Genomic DNA, 20857 nt, shown 5'->3' with positions numbered 1-20857 from the left:
TTATACGCATGATTCAGGTGATGTTATCCACAGAGGATCGCGAAATAAAAAGCATAAAACAGATGAATAAACTGGGGATCGACCTGATTTCACGATCCCCAACCGGCCAGGATCGTCTTACAGCTGGGTTTTCCAGCTCGCCACCCACACTTCGGCCGGATCTTCCGGAATCTCATGTTCCAGCACGTCGATCTCAAGGCGATCGCCAATTCGTTGCGCGCCCAGCTGGTTCAGTTGATCTTCCAGCAGCTTGATCGCGCCACAAAACAGATCATATTCATGGTTGCCGATGCCCACCGCACCATAACGCACCGCAGAGAGATCGGGCTGAGTCTCTTTTAATGCTTCATAGAATGGCAGCAGGTTATCAGGCAGCTCGCCCGCACCGTGCGTTGAGGTCACCACCAGCCAGATACCTTCCTGCGGCACTTCATCCAGCTCCGGCCCATGCAGCATCTCGGTTGAGAAGCCTGCTTCCTGCAGTTTTTCTTCCAGATGTTCGGCGACATATTCGGCGCTGCCAAGGGTACTGCCACTGATTAACGTAATATCGGCCATGATGCTCTCCGGAACTCAAAGGCGAGCATTGTACGCTGTGATCAAGCCGTGATCCACCTGTGGACAACAGGGTTAATAGCAGAAAGCATCCGGCGACAAGCCTTATCCCTGGCGCGATCGGCCTGGGATAAGTTTGTGCACAACAACGAAGGGGATCATGGCTTAATGGTACGCATGATCGGGTTTTGCAGTGAGATCAGGGTCTCAGTGGACTGGATTTCGTCGATGGTCTGGATCTTGTTGATCAGCACCTGCTGGAGCGCATCAATTGAGCGGCACATCACCTTAATAAAGATGCTGTAGTGGCCGGTGGTGTACCAGGCTTCCACCACTTCATCCAGCGCTTCCAGTTTGCTCAGTGCCGCAGGATAGTCGCGGGCGCTTTTCAGGATAATGCCGATAAAGCAGCAGACATCGAAACCAAGCTGACGCGGATCGATCTCCACCCGCGTACCCAGAATGATACCCGCCTGACGCATCTTCTCGACGCGAACGTGGATAGTACCGGGGCTGACATTGAACTGTTTGGCGAGTTCGGCGTAGGCAGTACGCGCGTTTTCCAGCAGCGCATTCAGAATGCCGCGATCAAGGTTATCCAGTTGCACATGTTCCGCCATATCCTTACCTCTTAAACTCGTCTTCAGTGAACAGAGGAGAATGTGCAGCAAAATGGCGGAGCAGGCAAGGCGCAGACAGCGGGGCTGCCGCTGTCTGCACGCTTTTAACGCTTACGCCACAGAGTGACCTGCGCCAGCGTGTGCTGGAACTTGCGCGCGGTTTCACGGATCACGAAAGGAACATCCTGCGGTGCGCCAATCTCCTCAAACTCATCGCGCAGCAGACGTTGCAGCGCCTGCCTGGTGGTCAGCGCCTCGCCGTTTTCGCGCACGCCCCCCAGCCAGTTCTCCTTCGGCGTAAAATCTTCCAGCCAGGTATAAGGTGAGGAGAGCACCAGCAGGCCGCCGGCGCGGATCATCGGCGCGATATCCTGTAGAAAGCGTTTCGGCTGACGCAGGCGATCCAGCAGATTCGACGCCAGCACCAGATCGTAACGATCCGGCGCTGGCTTCAGGTTGCAGGCATCGCCCTGCACAAACTGGATACGCTGCGCCTGTGCGTCGCTGATTCCGACATCTTTCAGACGCACCTGGCGATACTCCACCAGCTCGCCCTCTTCCGGCACCACGTAGCGGAAATCCTCACCGGAGGTCAGCTGGATCGCCACATCGATAAAGCGCGCCGAGTAATCCATTCCGACCACCTGATCAAAATGGCGCGCCAGTTCGAAGCTGGCGCGGCCGGTGGCACAGCCGATATCCAGCGCCTGACCGCGTTGCGCGCAGTGCGGCAGCAGCAGGGAAACCAGGTTTTGCGCGTAATTCTCTACGCCGAAGTAGGACGGCCCGTACTGAAAATCGAGGTACTGCGACACCATGCCGTCGGTTTCATACGGGTTGAGCGCCATGGTCTCTTCATGCGAGGAGACCACATAGCGGAAACCGGCGTGCTGGAAGAAGTGGCGGCGGAAGGCGTAGCGTGACGATTTCAATGCTTCGTTGCCGGTGGAGATCCAGCTGCCGCCTTTGATCAGCGCATGTTTGCCATCAAAGGTCGGCGTGGAGAAGTCGTCATACAGCGGATGGACCCGGAAGCCCTCGAAGCCGTTGGTGGGGGTGGTGGTCCACTGCCAGACGTTGCCGACGATATCGAAAAACTCGCCCTGGGCGAAACGGTCGACCGGGCAGGAGGAAGCCCAGTACGCCAGGTTGATATTGCCCGGCGCGTCGATCCAGTCAGGCTGATCGCCGCTCACCTGCTCGCGCAGCTGAACCCACTCAGCTTCGCACGGCAGCTGGATGGATTTTCCGCTCTCCGTGGCCAGCCAGCGGCAGAACGCCGCCGCTTCCAGCTGATTGACCTCGGCGGGCCAGTCCCACGGCATCGCGACTTCTTCGGTCATCAGACGCAGTTTTAGCTGATCGGGTTGCTGAATGTCGCCGACCCAGAAGGTGGGCATCTGCGCTGCGGCAAATTCACACCAGCCCCAGCCTTCATCATCCCACCAGCGGCGGTCCTGATAACCTCCCGCCGCCACGAAGGCATAATATTCCGCGTTGCTGACCAGCATCTTGCTGGCTTTAAAAGGTTTCAGCTCGGTCTGCTTGCTACCGTATTCGTTATCCCAGCCGTAGGTATCGTCACTTTTGCCCTGCTGTATGCGGCCACCGGGCATGGCGATCAGCGCGTTGGCGGGCACGGCGAGGCGATCGTGGCGCGCCTGCGGGCAGACCGGCCAGTGCGGCTGAGGTTGCACCCACTCAATCGGCAACTGGCGTATCAGCACGCTGGAGGTTTCCAGATGGATGCGCTCATGTTCGATCCCCATCAGAATCACCCACGCCGGGCTGTCCCAGTCGATCGGCAATTCCAGCGGCATCTGCTGAATAAATTCACTGACCAGGCTTTTTACCTTGCCGCGATAGTCGCGTACTTCGGCCACCGTCGGCCAGGCGTAGTGGCTGTCGTTAAGATCGTCCCAGCTCATCTCGTCGACGCCGATCGCCATCATCGCTTCTATACGATCGTCAACGCGCTGATCCAGATAACGACCCGCCATCAGCTTATTAATATAGAAAGTGGCGGTGTGGCCAAAATAGAAGATCAGCGGATGGCGCAGCGAAATGGCTTTATTGAACCAGGCGCGTTCGTCAGCGAGGCAATCGAACAGGCTTTCATACAGGTTCCAGGTTTGCAGAAAGTACGCCAGCAGCTCGTCGCGTTTTTGTTGTGGATGCTGGCCGGAGAGCCGCAGCGTGCGGGTCGGAGTCGGTAAGGTGGTGGTCACGATGTGCTCCAGTTTGCTCGGTGAGATAACTCATCACTATAGCAAATAAGCATTTCCGTAATATGAATTAGCGCTTCCAGCGGCGCAGCAGACGGCTTTTCAGGCCGGTGTCGAAGCGCCAGATATGATCGAAGATACGCAGAATGCCAGGCTTGCCATGGGCCGACATCGCCACGGCGTGGAAGCGCTGCTGATAATGGCGCTGACGCTGTTTAACGGCGTTGATAACCTCCTCAGGCAAACGCTGGGCGATAAAATCGGAGACGATCACCGCATCCGCTTCCTGCCACAGGCTCCCTTCCATCCGCGCCACCACCGCCGCCAGACAGGCTGCCAGATCGGTGCCGCCGCGAAAACGCTGGCTGAGGAAACGCACCGCCTGCTCAATACCGCTATCGGCAGTCAGCTCATAGCCAATGACTTCATGGGCAAACAGCATAATGTAGCAGCGACGTTTATCCGCCAGCGCCACCTTCAGCAGGGCAAGGCAGAAGGCTTTGGCGCAGCGTTCATTAAAGCCGCCCATTGAGCCGGAGGTATCAACGCAGACAATAAACGGGCCGCGCGGTTGTTCTTCATGCTGCTGATGGCTAACCGGACGCAGCGTGACTTTTTCGTGCCAGGCATCGCCCTGCAAACGGTAAGTGAGCAGGCGTTTTTCCACCAGACGACGATAAAACTCCAGCTCCAGTTCGCTGATGCTGAGCGTCGCCAGTTCCGGCGGCAGCAGACGCAGCACGTCATCGCTCTGGTGGATGCCGCTCACCTCTTCCGGCACGTTATCCGGTTCGCGCACCAGCTGGTGGAACTCTTCCAGCGGCGCATCCTGCGACGGCACCGATTTCGCCTCGCGGCTGCGGCCCAATTGCTGAGCCAGCTTCATCAGCTCCGGTTGCTGAGCGAGAAAATCGCCGTACTGCACGATCAGTTCATAATCACCGTGCTGAAGCGGAGCCTTACTCATATCCCACAGTCTGCCGGCAGCGGCTTCATCATCATCGCTCAGAATCGGCGCCAGCTGCCCGCTTAGCGCCATGCGCTGCTGAAGTTCCGCCATCAGACGCTCGCGCTGCTGCTCCAGCAGCTGCTGGTTAAGCGTCAGGGTTTGCAGCGTCAGGCTGAGCCGCCAGCGTTGCAGGAACAGAGTGTGCTGGGCGTTGCTGAGGTCAGCATCGGTATGCAGCAGCAGTTTGCTGGCTTCTTCGATAAAGGGAGACGGCAGGCTTTTTAGCTGAGAGATAATCTCAGGCAACTGGCGGCTGAACTCATGCAGGCTAAGCAGCTGCGCCTGCTGAAAAAGCTGAAACTCCTGCGCCAGCGCCTCGGGCACTGCGGTGTTTTTCATCTGTTCAGCGATTTCAGAGCGCCAGCGCGGCAATTCGCGCAGCATGGCCTGTTTCAGGCGGGGAAATTTCTCAAAGAACATCGCCAGCTGCGGCGAGGCGAGCAGCACCAGAATTAACTCTTCGATCAGTTCGGATTCACCAATCGACAGTAGCGTGCTCAGCGCCTCCAGCGAAATCATTTTCGCGCCTGTTTCAGCTGTTCCGCGACATCCTGTAGGCTGGTTTCAATGCGGGCCAGCCAGTCATCGCTGATAAACAGGCAGCGCTGATGCTGGCTGAACAGGGTACGCTGCGCGCGCAGCTGGGTCTCCAGCGCATCAAACTCTTCGATAATCTCCTGCGGCACTTCATTGTTGCTGCTGACGCCGGGCAGCGTCAGGCGCGTTGCCTGCAAACTGACGTCACGCAACGCCAGGCAATGCTGCGCATCCACCAGCAGATCGAGCGTCTGGCCAAAACCGATGCCATTCAGTTTGCCGCGAATTTCGCCGCCTTTCAGCAGCCACTGATTCAGCGCTTCACGTCCCACCAGCACATGGCTGACCTGCATATCATGCAGCATCAATGGTTGTTGCAGCATCAGCGTCAGCTGTTCTTCGCTGACTGCTGCCGGTAATTCGTAATGGGGTTTGCGGCTGAACATGCCGCTGTGTTTCTCCAGCGTCAGCGCCTGGGCCACGCTCTGCTGCTGTTGCAGCGCCAGGCGGCGCGCTTTGATCTGTTGCAGCTTCATCAGCATCGGCTGCTGCTGCCAGGCGTGTTGCGTCATCAGCGCATCAATTTCACGATCGAGCAGTTTCATCGAGGTGACATCGTGCCACAGACAATCCTTCAGCAGGATCAGATCCAGCGGCGCAATCGACACGCGACCACTGTAAAAGGCGCTGGCCTGGAGAAGATGGATGGCTTTCTTCCAGCGACGATCGGAGATGTAAGGGGCGTCGGCGAGATTTTCCAGCTGCTGGCGCAGTTGATAAATCAGCTCAAACACATGGTCCGGCAGGCTGACCTGGCTGATGCCTTTCTGCCACTGGTGATACTCTTCATCGCTGATGCACAACGACTCGGCCACCGGATTGACGCTTTCATCCTGCTGGTGGGTCAACATGCTGCGGAAGTTCTGCTTTTCGTGCACGTTATCCAGCCACAGACGAATCAACATACGGTCATACAGGGCTTCCAGCCCGCTGTCCGCTTCCGGCAGTTCGTTGGAGGCCGTCACCAGCAGACGCATCGGAATCTTGTCTTCGCTGTCGCCATTGCGGAAACGACGTTCGTTGATGGCGGTGAGCAAGGTATTCAGAATCGCCGGACCGGCTTTCCAGATCTCATCGAGAAAGACGATTTCGGCATCCGGCAGATAGCCTTTGGTCAGACGCTGATAGCGGCCTTCATCTTTTAATGCCTGGATTGAAAGGGGACCAAATACTTCTTCGGGCGTGGAGAAACGCGTCATCAGGTATTCAAAGGCGCGGGCATGTTGGAAAGCGTACTTCAGGCGGCGGGCAATCAGGCTTTTGGCGATGCCTGGCGGCCCGAGCAAAAACACGCTTTCGCCACTCAGGGCGGCCAGCAGGCAGAGACGGATCGCATGATGCCGTTCGTACAACCCTTTTTCCAAAGCGTTGCTCAGGCGAGAAATTCTTTCTGCCAAAAGATGGGGTTGAGCCATAATCACATCATTGTCCTTCTGATCCTGGTGCCGTCACATTCTGGCGAGCGCATTACTCTACTGATTATCATGCGTGAAAGCGTTGATAGCCGTCAGCTTTTTTGTTTCAGAAGGTTGAGCCGAGGCTACTCGCCTGTTTCAGCGCATTTTTGCCGGTATTTTCGGCGAAAAATCGCCCGGTTTCCGTCATGTTGTATGTTTGTAAGGGTAGGTTTTTTTGGGAATATGTGCATACTGTGCGCTTTTTGATGGCCTGAGCGGTCGGCAACCGCCTGATCGACTCCAACAAAAGATAATTCTATGAGCTCGGAAAAAAAGCAGTCCCTTGGCGCAGTCACGCTGGCCGCCATTGGTGTGGTGTATGGCGATATTGGTACCAGCCCACTCTATACCTTGCGTGAATGTCTCTCCGGCCAGTTTGGCTTTGGTGTGGAACGCGAAGCGGTATTCGGTTTTCTCTCGCTGATTTTCTGGCTGCTGATCCTGGTGGTATCGCTGAAATACATCAGTTACGTCATGCGCGCGGATAACGCCGGTGAAGGCGGGATTTTGACGCTGATGTCGCTGGCGGGCCGCAATACGGGGGCCAGAGCCACCGCGATTCTGGTGATCATGGGGTTAATTGGCGGCAGCTTCTTCTACGGTGAGGTGGTGATCACCCCGGCGATCTCGGTGATGTCGGCGATTGAAGGTCTGGAGATTGCTGCGCCGTCGCTCGATCCCTGGATTGTCCCCTTATCGATTACCGTGCTGACGCTGCTGTTCATGATCCAAAAGCACGGCACCGGCATTGTCGGCAAGCTGTTTGCCCCGGTGATGTTGCTGTGGTTTATCGTTCTGGCGGTGCTTGGCGCCAGTAGCATTATCAAAAACCCGGACGTGTTGCAGGCGCTCAATCCGTCTCACGCGGTGAACTTCTTTGTGCACTACAAAACCATCTCATTCTTCGCGCTGGGTGCCGTGGTGCTGTCTATCACCGGGGTTGAAGCCCTGTATGCCGATATGGGCCACTTCGGTAAGCTGCCGATTCGCGTGGCGTGGTTCCTGGTGGTGCTGCCGTCGCTGGTGCTGAACTACTTTGGTCAGGGCGCGCTGCTGCTGGCCCATCCTGAAGCGATCAAAAACCCGTTCTTCCTGCTGGCACCCGACTGGGCGCTGATTCCGCTGCTGATCCTCGCGACGCTGGCAACGGTGATTGCCTCGCAGGCGGTGATTTCCGGCGTGTTCTCGCTGACGCGTCAGGCAGTGCGTCTGGGCTATCTGCCGCCGATGCGCATTATTCATACCTCGGAGATGGAGTCCGGCCAGATCTACGTGCCGGTGATCAACTGGGTGCTTTATTTCGCGGTACTGATTGTCATCATCAGCTTCCAGCACTCCAGCAACCTCGCGGCGGCCTACGGTATTGCCGTAACCGGCACCATGGTGCTGACCACCATTCTGTCCTGCACCGTGGCGATCAAAAACTGGCACTGGAACAAGATTGCCGTCAGTTTGATTCTGGTCTCGCTGCTGTGTATCGACGTGTCGCTGTTCTCGGCGAACCTGGTGAAAATCTTCTCCGGCGGCTGGTTGCCGCTGTGCCTCGCGCTGGTGATGTTTATCATCATGACCACCTGGAAAAGCGAGCGTTTCCGCCTGCTGCGGCGTATGCATGAGCACGGCAACTCCCTTGAGGCGATGATCGCCTCGCTGGAGAAATCGCCACCGGTACGCGTGCCGGGCACCGCGGTCTATATGTCGCGCGCGCTGAATGTGATCCCGTTTGCCATGCTGCATAACCTCAAGCACAACAAGGTGCTGCACGAGCGCGTGGTGCTGCTGACGCTGCGCACCGAAGATGCGCCTTATGTGCACAACGTACGTCGCGTGACGATTGAGCAGCTGTCGCCGACCTTCTGGCGAGTGGTAGCCAGCTACGGCTGGCGCGAAACCCCTAACGTGGAAGAGATTTTCCACCGCTGCGGGCTGGAAGGGCTTAACTGCCGCATGATGGAAACCTCGTTCTTTATGTCGCATGAATCGCTGATTATTGGCGATCGTCCGTGGTATCTGCGTCTGCGTGGCAAGTTGTTCCTCGCGCTGCAACGCAATGCGCTGCGCGCGCCGGATCAGTTTGAAATCCCGCCTAACCGGGTGATTGAACTGGGAACCCAGGTCGAGATCTGATCCACCCTGCGCGTCCGCTACCAGCTTAGCGTGACGCGCAGCCCTCCGGCATCAGGCTGGCTGAACGCCACGCGAATGCCATGTAACTGCGCGATATTCTTCACAATTGATAACCCTAACCCGCTGCCGGTCTGCGTTTGCCCCGGTGGTCGCCAGAAGCGCTCGCCCAGCCGGGCTATATCGGCTGCGGTAAGGTGGGGCGCCTGGTTAGCCAGCGTCAGCTCGCGGGCCGCCAGATTGACCTCCACTTCGCCGTCAGGCGGGGAATAACGCAATGCGTTGTCCAGCAAATTACGCACCATCAACGACAACAGCAGTGGATGACCGTTCATCAGCGGTTGCGCCCGCGCGTTGAGTTGCAGATGGATGTGCTGTTGCTCGGCCTGGGGGAAATGTTCCGCCAGCAAGCTTTGCAGCAACGGAGCCAGCGCGACCGGCTGGAACTCGTTGCGCAGGTCATCGGCTTCCACGCGCGACAGCGTCAGCAATTGATCCACCAGCCGCGTGGCGCGCACTATCCCGACATCCAATTGCTGAAGCGCGCGTTTGCGCATCGGCTCGTCGTCTTCCGCCAGCTGAATCACTTCACTCTGCACCCGCAGTGCCGCCAGTGGGCTGCGCAGTTCATGGGCGGCATCCGAGGTAAAACGGCGTTCGCGCTGCACCAGCTCCGCCATGCGTGTGAACAGGCCGTTCAATGCCAGCACCAGCGGTTTCACCTCTTTCGGCAGGCGCGCCAGCGGCAGCGGCGTGGCATCATCGGCTGCCCGCTGGTGGAGCGAGTGGGTAAGGCGCTTCAGCGGACGCAGTTCAAACCACACCAGCGCCAGCAGCAGCACCAGCATAAAGGGCAGCGCGATCAGCCAGGGGACAATGCTGCTTAGCGCCAAATCACGCGTCATATCATCGCGATAGTCCCACTCCTGGCCGACCACGACGCGATAGCGCTTATCCGCGGAGGTCAGCCACAGCAAACGCCAGCGATCATCGTCATCGCGCAGATGCCTATCGCGAAAACCATCGCGTGTAGCGTCAAACGGCAGATTGCGGCCGTTTTCGCCGTCATTCAGCAACGGCTGGCCTGCGGCGTTGAAAATGGCAAAGGCCAGCGCGTCATCGTCCTGTTTACCCCGATGATGACGCAATAGCGCTTTAGTTTTCGGCAAGGCGGGTTCGTGGAGCGTGGCGGGGTCCAGCGCCAGCAGACGTTTGGCGAACAGCATTTGCTGGGTATCGAACAGTTCATTGACGGTTTCACGCGTATGGTGCCAGGCGCTGAGGCTGGCGCTGCCCCAGCACAGCATAATCAGCAGGACAAAACCGATGGCGAGGCGCAGAAACAGGCTCATTCTGCCGCTCCCAGCGTGTAGCCAATGCCGTGAACGGTGCGGATAAACGGGCTGCCGAGTTTTTTGCGCAGATGATGGATGTGCACTTCTACCGCATTGCTGGAGACATCGGCATCCCAGCTATAGAGCTTTTCTTCCAGCTGGCTGCGCGTCAGCACGCGTCCCGCATTGCGCAGAAACAGCTCCAGCAGCGCCAGCTCACGGCTGGTGAGACTGACCGGCTCGCCGTCACATAACACGCTATGGCTGGCCGGTGACATCACGACCTTGCCGTGGCGCAGCTCGGGTTGCAGCTGGCCGTGACGACGGCGAATCAGCGCCTGCAAACGCGCCGCCACCTCCGTCAAAGCAAAGGGTTTGCAGAGATAATCATCCGCGCCCAGCTGCAAACCCTGCACCCGCTGATCGAGTGCATCGCGTGCGGTGAGGATCAATATCGGCACATCATGCCCCTGCTGACGCCACTGGCGCAGAATATCCAGCCCGTCGCGTTCCGGCAGCGATAAGTCGAGCACCACCGCATCCCAGGGCGCGGAAGCCAGCGCCTGAAAACCCGCATTGCCGGAGACAAACCAGTCCACGCTGAAACCGAGTTTGGTCAGACCCACTTTCAGTCCATCGCCAATCAGCGTGTCATCCTCAATCAACAATATCCGCATATTTTGCCCTCCCTTTAGCCTGGAGTTATACGAAGCAGAAGCGTTCATGTACAGGAGAAATCGCGTCATTTGACCTATTTTTCATGAATTTTAATCTATTGATCGCGCTTAAGATCCTGTTAAGAACCTTATGGTGCAATAGCCAGCGTATCCCGCACATTCATGGAAAAGAGGTGATTAAGATGAAAAAACATGCCGCATTGTTAGCCATCGTTGCGCTGGCTTCCACACCGGTGCTGGCAGCACAGCAGGGCGGATTTGTTGACCCTAATGCGCCAACCCATCAGGCCAGTGCAGGCGGTTTTCAGGCTGATAGCAGCAGCGTCGTGACGGTGAAGCAGGCCGAAGCGATGAAGGATGACAGCTGGATCACCGTGCGTGGCCATCTGGATAAGCAGATCGGCAAAGAAGATTACCTGTTTCGCGACGATACCGGCACGATGAAGGTCGAAATCGACCACAAGCGCTGGGACGGCCAGACGGTTTCGCCGAAAGATAGCGTAGAACTGACCGGCAAACTGGACAAAGACCTCAACGCCATTGAGCTGGATGTTAAACAGGTCAGAAAGTTACCTTAACCTCCCACCTGAGCCGCAGCTGCGGCTCTTTTTTCTGCCAAACTCAAATTTCCGCTGGCACGAGCGAAACGTTTCGATGGCGATCACATTTCCGTGATGTCGCCATTGAGTTGCGCTGCACATTTTATACACTCCGGTCAGCGAAACGTTTCGCTGTGGAGTGGAAGAAATGAAAAAAGGTCGCTTGTTAAACGCTGAAATCTCTCATGTGATTGCCCGTCTGGGACACACGGATACGCTGACGATTGCTGATGCTGGCCTGCCGATTCCATCGGGTCCGCAGCGAATCGATCTGGCGCTGACGCCGGGTACGCCCGAATTTTTACAGGTTGTTGAGGTAATCACCCAGGAGATGCAGGTCGAAAGCGCTCTGATGGCGGAGGAGATTAAGCAACACAATCCGCAGCTCCACAGTGCACTGCTCGCTGTGCTCGAAGCCTTGCAACAGCACCAGGGAAATATCATCACCCTTAGTTACACCAGTCATGAACAGTTCAAACAACAGACTCAGCGTAGTCAGGCGGTCATTCGCAGCGGAGAGTGCTCTCCGTATGCGAATGTCATCCTGAGCGCGGGCGTTACCTTCTGAGGTCGCTATGCAACCGTTACTGCAACTCAAAGGGATTGAAAAGTCATTTCCCGGTGTGAAAGCGCTGAAGGGCGCATCGCTGTCTGTCTGGCCGGGCCGTGTGATGGCGCTGGTGGGAGAAAACGGCGCCGGTAAATCCACCATGATGAAGGTGCTGACCGGTATTTACAGCATGGATGCCGGTTCGCTGCACTGGCTGGGCAAGGAAACCACGTTTTCCGGCCCGAAATCTTCGCAGGAAGCGGGCATCGGCATTATTCACCAGGAACTGAACCTGATCCCGCAACTGACGGTGGCGGAGAACATCTTCCTTGGCCGCGAATTTGTTAACCGCTTTGGCCGCATCGAATGGAAAAAGATGTATGCCGAGGCGGATGCGCTGTTGCAGCGCCTGAACCTGCGTTTTAACAGCCATAAGCTGGTGGGCGACTTGTCGATTGGTGACCAGCAGATGGTGGAAATCGCCAAAGTGCTCAGCTTTGAGTCGCGCGTCATCATTATGGATGAGCCGACCGATGCGCTGACCGATACCGAAACTCTGTCGCTGTTCCGTGTTATCAATGAGCTGAAAGCACAGGGCTGCGGCATCGTCTATATCTCGCATCGTATGAAAGAGATCTTTGAGATTTGCGATGACGTCACGGTGTTCCGCGACGGTCAGTTTATTGCCGAACGTCCGGTCAGCGAGCTGAGTGAAGAGAGCCTGATTGAGATGATGGTCGGCCGCAAACTGGAAGATCAATATCCGCATCTGGAGCAGCCCGCAGGCGCAGTCCGTTTGCAGGTGGCTAACCTGAGCGGGCCGGGCGTGCATGATGTCAGCTTTACCCTGCGCAAAGGTGAAATCCTCGGCGTGTCTGGCCTGATGGGCGCGGGTCGTACCGAACTGATGAAGCTGCTGTACGGCGCGCTGCCGCGCAGCGCTGGCAAGGTAACGCTTGATGGTCGCGATGTGGTGACGCGCGCGCCGCAGGACGGGCTGGCAAACGGCATCGTCTATATCTCCGAAGACCGCAAACGCGATGGTCTGGTACTGGGGATGTCGGTGAAAGAGAACATGTCGCTGACCGCGTTGCGCTATTTCAGCCGCGGCAATGGCAGCCTGAAACATGCGGAAGAACAGCTGGCGGTGGGCGATTTTATTCGTCTGTTTAACGTGAAAACGCCATCGATGGAACAGCCGATTGGCCTGCTCTCCGGCGGCAATCAGCAGAAAGTGGCAATTGCCCGTGGCCTGATGACCCGTCCGAATGTGCTGATCCTTGATGAGCCGACGCGCGGTGTCGACGTCGGCGCGAAAAAAGAAATTTATCAGTTAATTAACCAGTTTAAAGCCGATGGGTTGAGCATCATCCTGGTGTCGTCAGAAATGCCGGAAGTGCTTGGCATGAGTGACCGCATTCTGGTGATGCATGAAGGCCATCTGAGTGGCGAATTTTCCCGTGAGCAGGCTACCCAGGAATCCCTGATGGCGGCGGCAGTCGGTAAGAAACACAGCGAGGAGTTAGTTGTATGAGTACCCAAACCTTACCCGCCAGCCGTCGCTGGTTCAGCAAAGCCTGGTTGCTGGAGCAGAAATCGCTGATCGCGCTGATTGTGCTGATTGTCGTGGTCGCCAGCATGAGCCCGAATTTCTTCACCGTCGCCAACCTGTTCAACATCCTGCAACAGACCTCGGTCAACGCCATTATGGCGGTGGGCATGACGTTGGTGATTCTCACGTCGGGCATCGATCTTTCCGTGGGATCGCTGCTGGCGCTGACCGGTGCGGTCGCGGCGTCGATCGTCGGCCTGGAAGTGAATGCGCTGGTGGCCGTGGCGGCTTCGCTGGCCCTTGGGGCGCTGATTGGCGGCATCACTGGCACCATTGTGGCGCGCGGCAAAGTGCAGGCGTTTATCGCCACGCTGGTGATGATGCTGCTGCTGCGCGGCGTCACCATGGTGTACACCGACGGTAGCCCGATCAACACCGGCTTTAGCGCCAACGCCGATCTGTTTGGCTGGTTCGGTATTGGCCGTCCGCTGGGCATTCCGACTCCGGTATGGTTGATAGCGGTGGTCTTCGGGCTTGCCTGGTACATGCTGCATCACACCCGCCTCGGTCGTTATATCTACGCGCTCGGCGGTAACGAAGCGGCGACGCGCCTGTCAGGCATCAACGTTAATCGCGTCAAAATCATCGTCTATTCACTGTGCGGCATGTTAGCAGCGCTGGCGGGCACCATTGAGGTGGCGCGTCTGTCCTCAGCACAGCCGACGGCGGGCACCGGTTATGAACTGGATGCGATTGCTGCCGTGGTGCTGGGCGGTACCAGCCTCTCAGGGGGTAAAGGTCGCATTATGGGTACGCTGATTGGGGCGCTGATCCTCGGTTTCCTCAATAACGGTCTCAATCTGTTGGGCGTCTCCTCTTACTATCAAATGATTGTAAAAGCAGTGGTAATTCTGCTGGCAGTGCTGGTGGATAACAAAAGCAGCAAATAACTCTGACCTTCACACAGGATGCAATAATGAAAAAGTTAACCGCATTGGCCGTCATTCTTGGCGCCACTCTGAGTGCCAGCGCGATGGCGAAAGATACTATCGCTCTGGTGGTATCGACGCTGAATAACCCGTTCTTTGTTTCGCTGAAAGATGGCGCACAGAAAGAAGCAGACAAGCTGGGTTATAACCTGGTGGTACTGGATTCACAGAACAACCCGGCAAAAGAACTGGCTAACGTGCAGGACCTCACCGTACGTGGCACTAAGCTGCTGCTGATCAACCCGACAGACTCCGACGCCGTGGGCAACGCCGTGAAGATGGCTAACCAGGCGAAGATTCCGGTGATCACGCTTGACCGCGTCGCGGCACAGGGCACCGTGGTGAGCCATGTGGCTTCTGACAACCGTTTCGGCGGCAAAATGGCAGGTGACTTCATTGCCCGTAAACTGGGTGACGGTGCGAAAATCATCGAACTACAGGGCATTGCCGGTACGTCAGCGGCGCGTGAGCGTGGCGAAGGTTTCAAACAGGCTGCCGATGCACACAAATTCAATATCCTGGCCAGCCAGCCGGCTGACTTTGATCGCACCAAAGGCCTGAACGTGATGCAGAACCTGTTGCAGGCGCATCCGGATGTGCAGGCAGTGTTCGCACAGAACGACGAAATGGCGCTGGGTGCACTGCGCGCGCTGCAAACCGCTGGCAAAACTGACGTGCTCGTGGTTGGCTTTGACGGCACCGCTGACGGTGTGAAAGCGGTTGAAGCTGGTAAACTGACCGCGACCGTGGCGCAGATGCCTGACAAAATTGGCGTCATCGGCGTAGACACGGCGGATAAAGTATTGAAGGGTGAAAAAGTGCAGGCGATCAATCCGGTCGATCTGAAACTGGTTACCAAATAACTCGTAAAGAAAAGCAGGGCAACGCGCCACCGTCGGTGGCGCACTTTTTCTGGATCACTCCCTATGAGCAAAAGCGCAAAACTGGCCGTACTCGGCAGCATCAATGCCGATCACATCCTCAACCTCGCCCACTTTCCACGTCCGGGTGAAACGGTGATCGGAAAACAGTATCAGATTGCCTTTGGCGGCAAAGGGGCTAATCAGGCGGTGGCGGCCGGACGTGCCGGTGCCGATATCGCTTTTATCGCCTGCGTGGGTGCCGATGATATTGGTGAACGTATCCGTCAGCAGTTGCAGCAGGACCGTATCGATACCGCCCCGGTAGAGACCGTAGCGGATGAAGCCACCGGGGTGGCGATGATCTTCGTGAATGGCGAAGGTGAAAACAACATCGGCATCTATTCCGGCGCCAACGCGGCGTTGACGCCAGCCTGTGTGGCGCGTCATCAGCAGGTGATTGCCGACGCCGATGCGCTGCTGATGCAGCTGGAGTCCCCGCTGGAGAGCGTACTGGCGGCGGCGAAAGTGGCCAAAGCGCAGCAGACGCAGGTGATCCTTAATCCGGCACCGGCCACCCATCTTTCCGATGAGCTGCTGGCGCTGATTGATATCATCACGCCGAATGAAACCGAGGCGGAGATTCTGACCGGCATTGCGGTGAAAAGTGATGAAGATGCGGCGCGTGCGGCGGCGGCGCTACATGCGAAAGGTATTCAAACCGTGCTGATTACGCTGGGACGTCGTGGCGTCTGGTTGAGCGAGCAGGGTAACGGCGTGCGTATTCCGGGTTTCAGCGTGCAGGCGGTCGACACCATCGCCGCAGGCGATACCTTCAATGGCGCCTTTATTACCGCGCGTCTGGAAGATGTACCGATGCACGATGCCGTGCGTTTCGCCCATGCGGCAGCGGCGATTGCGGTTACGCGCCCTGGCGCACAGCCCTCGGTACCGTGGCGCACCGAGATCGACGCCTTCCTGCAACAACAGGGTTAAGCGCTTGGCTACCATGAAAGATGTCGCCCGCCTGGCGGGCGTCTCCACCTCCACCGTTTCGCACGTCATTAATAACAATCGCTTTGTCAGCGAGCAGGTGCGCGAAAAGGTGGAGCTGGCTATCCGCACCCTGAACTACGCTCCTTCAGCCCTGGCGCGCAGCCTGAAAATCAATCAGACACGCACCATCGGCATGTTACTGACCGCCAGCAGCAACCCCTTCTATTCTGAAGTGGTGCGAGGCGTGGAGAACAGCTGCTATGAGCGTGGTTATAGCCTGATCCTGTGTAATACCGAAGGGGATGAGGAACGCATGAACCGCAGCCTGGAAACGTTGCTGCAAAAACGCGTGGATGGCTTGCTGATAATGTGTACGGAAACCCATCTGCCCTCGGCGGATATCCTTAATCGCTACCCGTCGATTCCGATGGTGATGATGGACTGGGCGCCGTTTGAAGGACGCGGCGACATTATTCAGGATAACGCGCTGTTAGGCGGTGAGATGGCGACGCAGCATCTGATCGATCGTGGCTATCGCCGCATCGCCTGTATCGCCGGGCCGCTGGATAAAACCCCGGCGCAGCTGCGTCTGGAAGGTTTCCACAAGGCAATGGCCAACAGCGGATTGCCGGTGCTGCCGGGCTATGTGGTTGATAGCGATTTTGAGTTTCAGGGCGGCTTTAATGCCATGAACCAGCTGCTGACGCTGCATCCGTTACCGGAAGCGGTATTTACCAGCAATGATGCGATGGCCGTTGGCGTTTACCACGCGCTGTTTCAGGCTGGCCTGCGCGTACCGCAGGATATTGCGGTGATGGGGTACGATAATATCGAGTTGGCGCGCTATCTGACGCCGCCGCTGAGTACCATCCATCAGCCAAAAGATGAACTGGGCGAGCTGGCGATTGATACGCTGATTCATCGCATGAGCGACCCCGACGCCAGCCAGCAAACGCTGGTTCTGACGCCGGAGCTGGTGGAACGCGGTTCGGTTTAAGCGGCTTTCTTCTTTTTATCGCGGTTGGTGATCAAATGACGACCATCGCCGTTACGCAGCAGCATAAAGGCAAACGCGGACAGCACGGTCACCACTCCCATCGTCAGGAAGGTGGCGTGAAAATGCTGCACCGTGGTGCCATCAAAATCCTGATAGAAGCGCAGCACCGCCGCGCTGACTGCTACGCCAAAGCTGATTGATAGCTGCTGGGTGACGGCCAGTACGCTGTTGCCGCCGCTGGCATTCTCATCATTCAAATCCGCCAGGGTGATGGTGTTCATCGCCGTGAACTGTGTCGACATCGCCATACCCAGTACAAACAGCGCCACCAGCAGCCATAACACGCTTTCACCCGGTGATTGCAGTGAGAAGGTTGCAATCAGGATGCCGATGATAATGGTGATGCCGACAAGCGTATGGCGATAACCGAAGCGACGCAGCACCTGGGTCACGGTGGATTTCGCCAGCAGTGAACCAATGGCGGTCGGTCCCATCATGCAACCCGCAATAATCGCCGGGTAGCCAAATCCTACCTGCAACATCAGCGGCATCAGGAACGGAATACACCCCGTACCGAGGCGTGAGGCGATATTGCCAATGATGCCGATGGAAAAGGTGCGGGTCTTAAACATTGGCAGGTTGATCAACGGTGCCGGATGGCGGCGCGCATGTACTATATAGAGAAGCAACAACAGCACCCCTGCCAGCAACACACCGGTTGCCTGCCACGGCGACACGATGCGCTCGCCAAACAGCTCAATACCGATGGAGATCAATACCAGACCAAAACCGAACAGCACAAAACCGCCGAAGTCGAAGCGGCGTTTGGGCGTGGTGAAATCCGGCATATATTTACGCGCATAGAAGATGCCGAGCAGGCCGATGGGAATGTTAATCAGGAAAATCCAGTGCCAGCTGGCATAGGTGACCAGTAAGCCGCCCAGCATTGGCCCGAGAATCGGCCCAACCAGTCCGGGCATGGTGACGAAGTTGAGTACCGGCAGCAGCTCGCTACGCGGATACGCCCGTAGCAGGGCCAGACGCGCCACCGGCATCATCATCGCGCCACCAATGCCCTGAATCACACGCGACGTCACCAGCATACTCAGGCTGCCTGATAAGGCACAGGCCAGTGAACCCAGCGTGAACAGCGAAACGGCAAGAATGAAGATTCTGCGTGTGCCGAAGCGATCGGCCAGCCAGCCGCTGACGGGAATCAACATTGCGACAGTGAGCGTGTAGCTGATAACGGCAGATTGCATGGCAAGGGGGGAACGTTCAAGACTGGTAGCGATGGCAGGGAGCGCGGTATTCAGGATGGTGGCATCGAGCGATTGCATGAAAAATGCCATTGCCGCGATCCAGGGCAAACCGGCCATACTGCGCGCGGAGCGAATCATTTAAAGTCCTTCTTTTATAAAATTCTGCGTGCAGCAGAAGAAAACTGCGTTTGGACAAACAGGATAGCACTGGCATAACGTGGCATTACGATGATTTGTGCCGCGCAAAGCGTGATTCTGGCTGATTCTTCACCGTTAAATGCCTGTTTTTAGCGCGTTAGTATAAAAAACTAGCGTTCAGTTAATTTTATTCAGGAAATGCTTGTCAGTCAGAATTAACTCCCTATAATGCGCCTCCACTGACACGGGAAAGCGGCAACGCAGACGGTCAGCGAGGGACGAAGTGATTCATCCCGCCAGAGAAAATCGCCGAAAAAAGTGATTGACTCTGAAGGAGGAAAGCGTAATATACGCCACCTCGCGACAGCAGCGTAAAGCACTGGTCGCACTGCTCTTTAACAATTTATCAGACAATCTGTGTGGGCACTCGCAGGATTGATATCAAAAGTCTACGGACTTAAAAAATATCAAGTCTCAAGAGTGAACACGTAATTCATTACGAAGTTTAATTCTTTGAGCATCAAACTTAAATTGAAGAGTTTGATCATGGCTCAGATTGAACGCTGGCGGCAGGCCTAACACATGCAAGTCGAACGGTAGCACAGAGGAGCTTGCTCCTTGGGTGACGAGTGGCGGACGGGTGAGTAATGTCTGGGGATCTGCCCGATGGAGGGGGATAACTACTGGAAACGGTAGCTAATACCGCATAACGTCGCAAGACCAAAGTGGGGGACCTTCGGGCCTCACACCATCGGATGAACCCAGATGGGATTAGCTAGTAGGTGGGGTAACGGCTCACCTAGGCGACGATCCCTAGCTGGTCTGAGAGGATGACCAGCCACACTGGAACTGAGACACGGTCCAGACTCCTACGGGAGGCAGCAGTGGGGAATATTGCACAATGGGCGCAAGCCTGATGCAGCCATGCCGCGTGTATGAAGAAGGCCTTCGGGTTGTAAAGTACTTTCAGCGGGGAGGAAGGGTTGATGGTTAATAACCATCAGCATTGACGTTACCCGCAGAAGAAGCACCGGCTAACTCCGTGCCAGCAGCCGCGGTAATACGGAGGGTGCAAGCGTTAATCGGAATTACTGGGCGTAAAGCGCACGCAGGCGGTCTGTCAAGTCGGATGTGAAATCCCCGGGCTTAACCTGGGAACTGCATTCGAAACTGGCAGGCTAGAGTCTTGTAGAGGGGGGTAGAATTCCAGGTGTAGCGGTGAAATGCGTAGAGATCTGGAGGAATACCGGTGGCGAAGGCGGCCCCCTGGACAAAGACTGACGCTCAGGTGCGAAAGCGTGGGGAGCAAACAGGATTAGATACCCTGGTAGTCCACGCCGTAAACGATGTCGACTTGGAGGTTGTTCCCTTGAGGAGTGGCTTCCGGAGCTAACGCGTTAAGTCGACCGCCTGGGGAGTACGGCCGCAAGGTTAAAACTCAAATGAATTGACGGGGGCCCGCACAAGCGGTGGAGCATGTGGTTTAATTCGATGCAACGCGAAGAACCTTACCTGGCCTTGACATCCACGGAATTCGGCAGAGATGCCTTAGTGCCTTCGGGAACCGTGAGACAGGTGCTGCATGGCTGTCGTCAGCTCGTGTTGTGAAATGTTGGGTTAAGTCCCGCAACGAGCGCAACCCTTATCCTTTGTTGCCAGCGATTCGGTCGGGAACTCAAAGGAGACTGCCGGTGATAAACCGGAGGAAGGTGGGGATGACGTCAAGTCATCATGGCCCTTACGGCCAGGGCTACACACGTGCTACAATGGCGCATACAAAGAGAAGCGACCTCGCGAGAGCAAGCGGACCTCATAAAGTGCGTCGTAGTCCGGATCGGAGTCTGCAACTCGACTCCGTGAAGTCGGAATCGCTAGTAATCGTAGATCAGAATGCTACGGTGAATACGTTCCCGGGCCTTGTACACACCGCCCGTCACACCATGGGAGTGGGTTGCAAAAGAAGTAGGTAGCTTAACCTTCGGGAGGGCGCTTACCACTTTGTGATTCATGACTGGGGTGAAGTCGTAACAAGGTAACCGTAGGGGAACCTGCGGTTGGATCACCTCCTTACCTGAAGATACCTTCCTTCGAAGTGCTCACACAGATTGTCTGATAATAGTCATGAGCAAGCCGTCTTGACGACGACACCCCTGTGTCCCCTTCGTCTAGAGGCCCAGGACACCGCCCTTTCACGGCGGTAACAGGGGTTCGAATCCCCTAGGGGACGCCACTTGCTGGTAATGAGTGAAAGGCGTTACCCACGATACTTCAGAGTATGCTGATTCAGCATGCTGCGAAGTATTTGCTCTTTAACAA

General features: G+C 56.6%; 16 protein-coding genes, 1 tRNA gene and 1 rRNA gene. 10 read left to right on the top strand and 8 right to left on the bottom strand.

Annotated features, from left to right (window positions below; translation table 11 throughout):
• Positions 1-117: 117 nt before the first annotated feature.
• From mioC to ravA, 5 genes are all read right to left on the bottom strand, one after another.
• Positions 118-558, bottom strand: a complete 441-nt coding sequence (gene mioC, locus AC6I8V_RS20145) for an FMN-binding protein MioC (RefSeq protein ID WP_497843920.1) — start codon at positions 556-558, stop codon at positions 118-120.
• A 155-nt stretch (positions 559-713) separates the two neighbouring features.
• Entirely contained in the window at positions 714-1175 is a 462-nt protein-coding gene (gene asnC, locus AC6I8V_RS20140; RefSeq protein ID WP_013511092.1) for a transcriptional regulator AsnC, read from the bottom strand.
• A gap of 104 nt (positions 1176-1279) precedes the next feature.
• On the bottom strand, positions 1280-3406 hold the full coding sequence (gene ovoA / locus AC6I8V_RS20135) for a 5-histidylcysteine sulfoxide synthase (RefSeq protein WP_497845894.1): 2127 nt from the start codon (positions 3404-3406) through the stop codon (positions 1280-1282).
• A 64-nt stretch (positions 3407-3470) separates the two neighbouring features.
• Positions 3471-4928: an ATPase RavA stimulator ViaA gene (gene viaA / locus AC6I8V_RS20130; RefSeq protein WP_497843919.1), complete on the bottom strand. Its 1458-nt coding sequence runs from the start codon at positions 4926-4928 to the stop codon at positions 3471-3473.
• Entirely contained in the window at positions 4925-6421 is a 1497-nt protein-coding gene (gene ravA, locus AC6I8V_RS20125) for an ATPase RavA (RefSeq protein ID WP_497843918.1), read from the bottom strand. Before ravA ends, viaA begins: the two co-directional genes overlap by 4 nt.
• A 300-nt stretch (positions 6422-6721) precedes the next feature.
• Here ravA and kup point away from each other — a divergent pair, with 300 nt between their 5' ends.
• Positions 6722-8590 (top strand): low affinity potassium transporter Kup, encoded by a 1869-nt coding sequence (gene kup / locus AC6I8V_RS20120; RefSeq protein WP_497843917.1) that lies wholly within the window; start codon positions 6722-6724, stop codon positions 8588-8590.
• Positions 8591-8607: 17 nt separating this feature from the next.
• Here the strand turns inward: kup and qseC are convergent, their stop codons facing one another.
• Positions 8608-9939 carry a quorum sensing histidine kinase QseC gene (qseC, locus tag AC6I8V_RS20115; protein ID WP_497843916.1) on the bottom strand — a complete coding sequence of 444 codons (1332 nt, stop codon included), beginning with the start codon at positions 9937-9939 and terminating at the stop codon, positions 8608-8610.
• On the bottom strand, positions 9936-10598 hold the full coding sequence (qseB, locus tag AC6I8V_RS20110; protein WP_497843915.1) for a quorum sensing response regulator transcription factor QseB: 663 nt from the start codon (positions 10596-10598) through the stop codon (positions 9936-9938). The genes qseC and qseB overlap by 4 nt, the downstream gene beginning before the upstream one ends.
• Before the next feature lie 182 nt (positions 10599-10780).
• On the opposite strand from qseB, the gene AC6I8V_RS20105 reads away from it, so the two are divergent.
• The 7 genes from AC6I8V_RS20105 to rbsR all read left to right on the top strand — a co-directional run bounded on the left by AC6I8V_RS20105 (position 10781) and on the right by rbsR (position 17141).
• A complete protein-coding gene (locus tag AC6I8V_RS20105) occupies positions 10781-11176 on the top strand; it encodes a YgiW/YdeI family stress tolerance OB fold protein (protein ID WP_497843914.1) in 396 nt (131 codons plus the stop codon).
• A gap of 169 nt (positions 11177-11345) precedes the next feature.
• Positions 11346-11765, top strand: coding sequence for a D-ribose pyranase (gene rbsD / locus AC6I8V_RS20100; RefSeq protein WP_497843913.1), 420 nt, complete (start codon positions 11346-11348; stop codon positions 11763-11765).
• 7 nt (positions 11766-11772) lie between these two features.
• Entirely contained in the window at positions 11773-13281 is a 1509-nt protein-coding gene (gene rbsA / locus AC6I8V_RS20095; protein ID WP_497843912.1) for a ribose ABC transporter ATP-binding protein RbsA, read from the top strand.
• Positions 13278-14249: a ribose ABC transporter permease gene (rbsC, locus tag AC6I8V_RS20090; protein ID WP_497843911.1), complete on the top strand. Its 972-nt coding sequence runs from the start codon at positions 13278-13280 to the stop codon at positions 14247-14249. Before rbsA ends, rbsC begins: the two co-directional genes overlap by 4 nt.
• Positions 14250-14275: 26 nt before the next feature.
• Positions 14276-15151, top strand: a complete 876-nt coding sequence (rbsB, locus tag AC6I8V_RS20085; RefSeq protein WP_497843910.1) for a ribose ABC transporter substrate-binding protein RbsB — start codon at positions 14276-14278, stop codon at positions 15149-15151.
• A gap of 63 nt (positions 15152-15214) precedes the next feature.
• Complete coding sequence (gene rbsK / locus AC6I8V_RS20080) at positions 15215-16144, top strand: ribokinase (RefSeq protein WP_497843908.1); 930 nt, start codon at positions 15215-15217, stop codon at positions 16142-16144.
• Between the two features lie 4 nt (positions 16145-16148).
• Entirely contained in the window at positions 16149-17141 is a 993-nt protein-coding gene (rbsR, locus tag AC6I8V_RS20075) for a ribose operon transcriptional repressor RbsR (RefSeq protein WP_497843907.1), read from the top strand.
• On the opposite strand, the gene mdtD is transcribed toward rbsR, so the two are convergent.
• On the bottom strand, positions 17138-18541 hold the full coding sequence (mdtD, locus tag AC6I8V_RS20070) for a multidrug transporter subunit MdtD (protein WP_497843906.1): 1404 nt from the start codon (positions 18539-18541) through the stop codon (positions 17138-17140). The two genes, rbsR and mdtD, sit on opposite strands and share 4 nt — an antisense overlap.
• A gap of 528 nt (positions 18542-19069) precedes the next feature.
• Here mdtD and AC6I8V_RS20065 point away from each other — a divergent pair.
• Together AC6I8V_RS20065 and AC6I8V_RS20060 are read left to right on the top strand one after the other, a co-directional pair.
• Positions 19070-20611 (top strand): 16S ribosomal RNA (locus AC6I8V_RS20065).
• Between the two features lie 84 nt (positions 20612-20695).
• A tRNA-Glu gene (locus AC6I8V_RS20060) sits at positions 20696-20771 on the top strand.
• The last annotated feature ends 86 nt before the right edge of the window (positions 20772-20857 follow it).

The sequence above is a fragment of the Pantoea sp. X-Soil-TKNS-1207 genome, from assembly GCF_059730485.1.
Note: the sequence above shows the minus strand (reverse complement) of the source record. Positions and strands in the feature narration are given on the sequence as shown.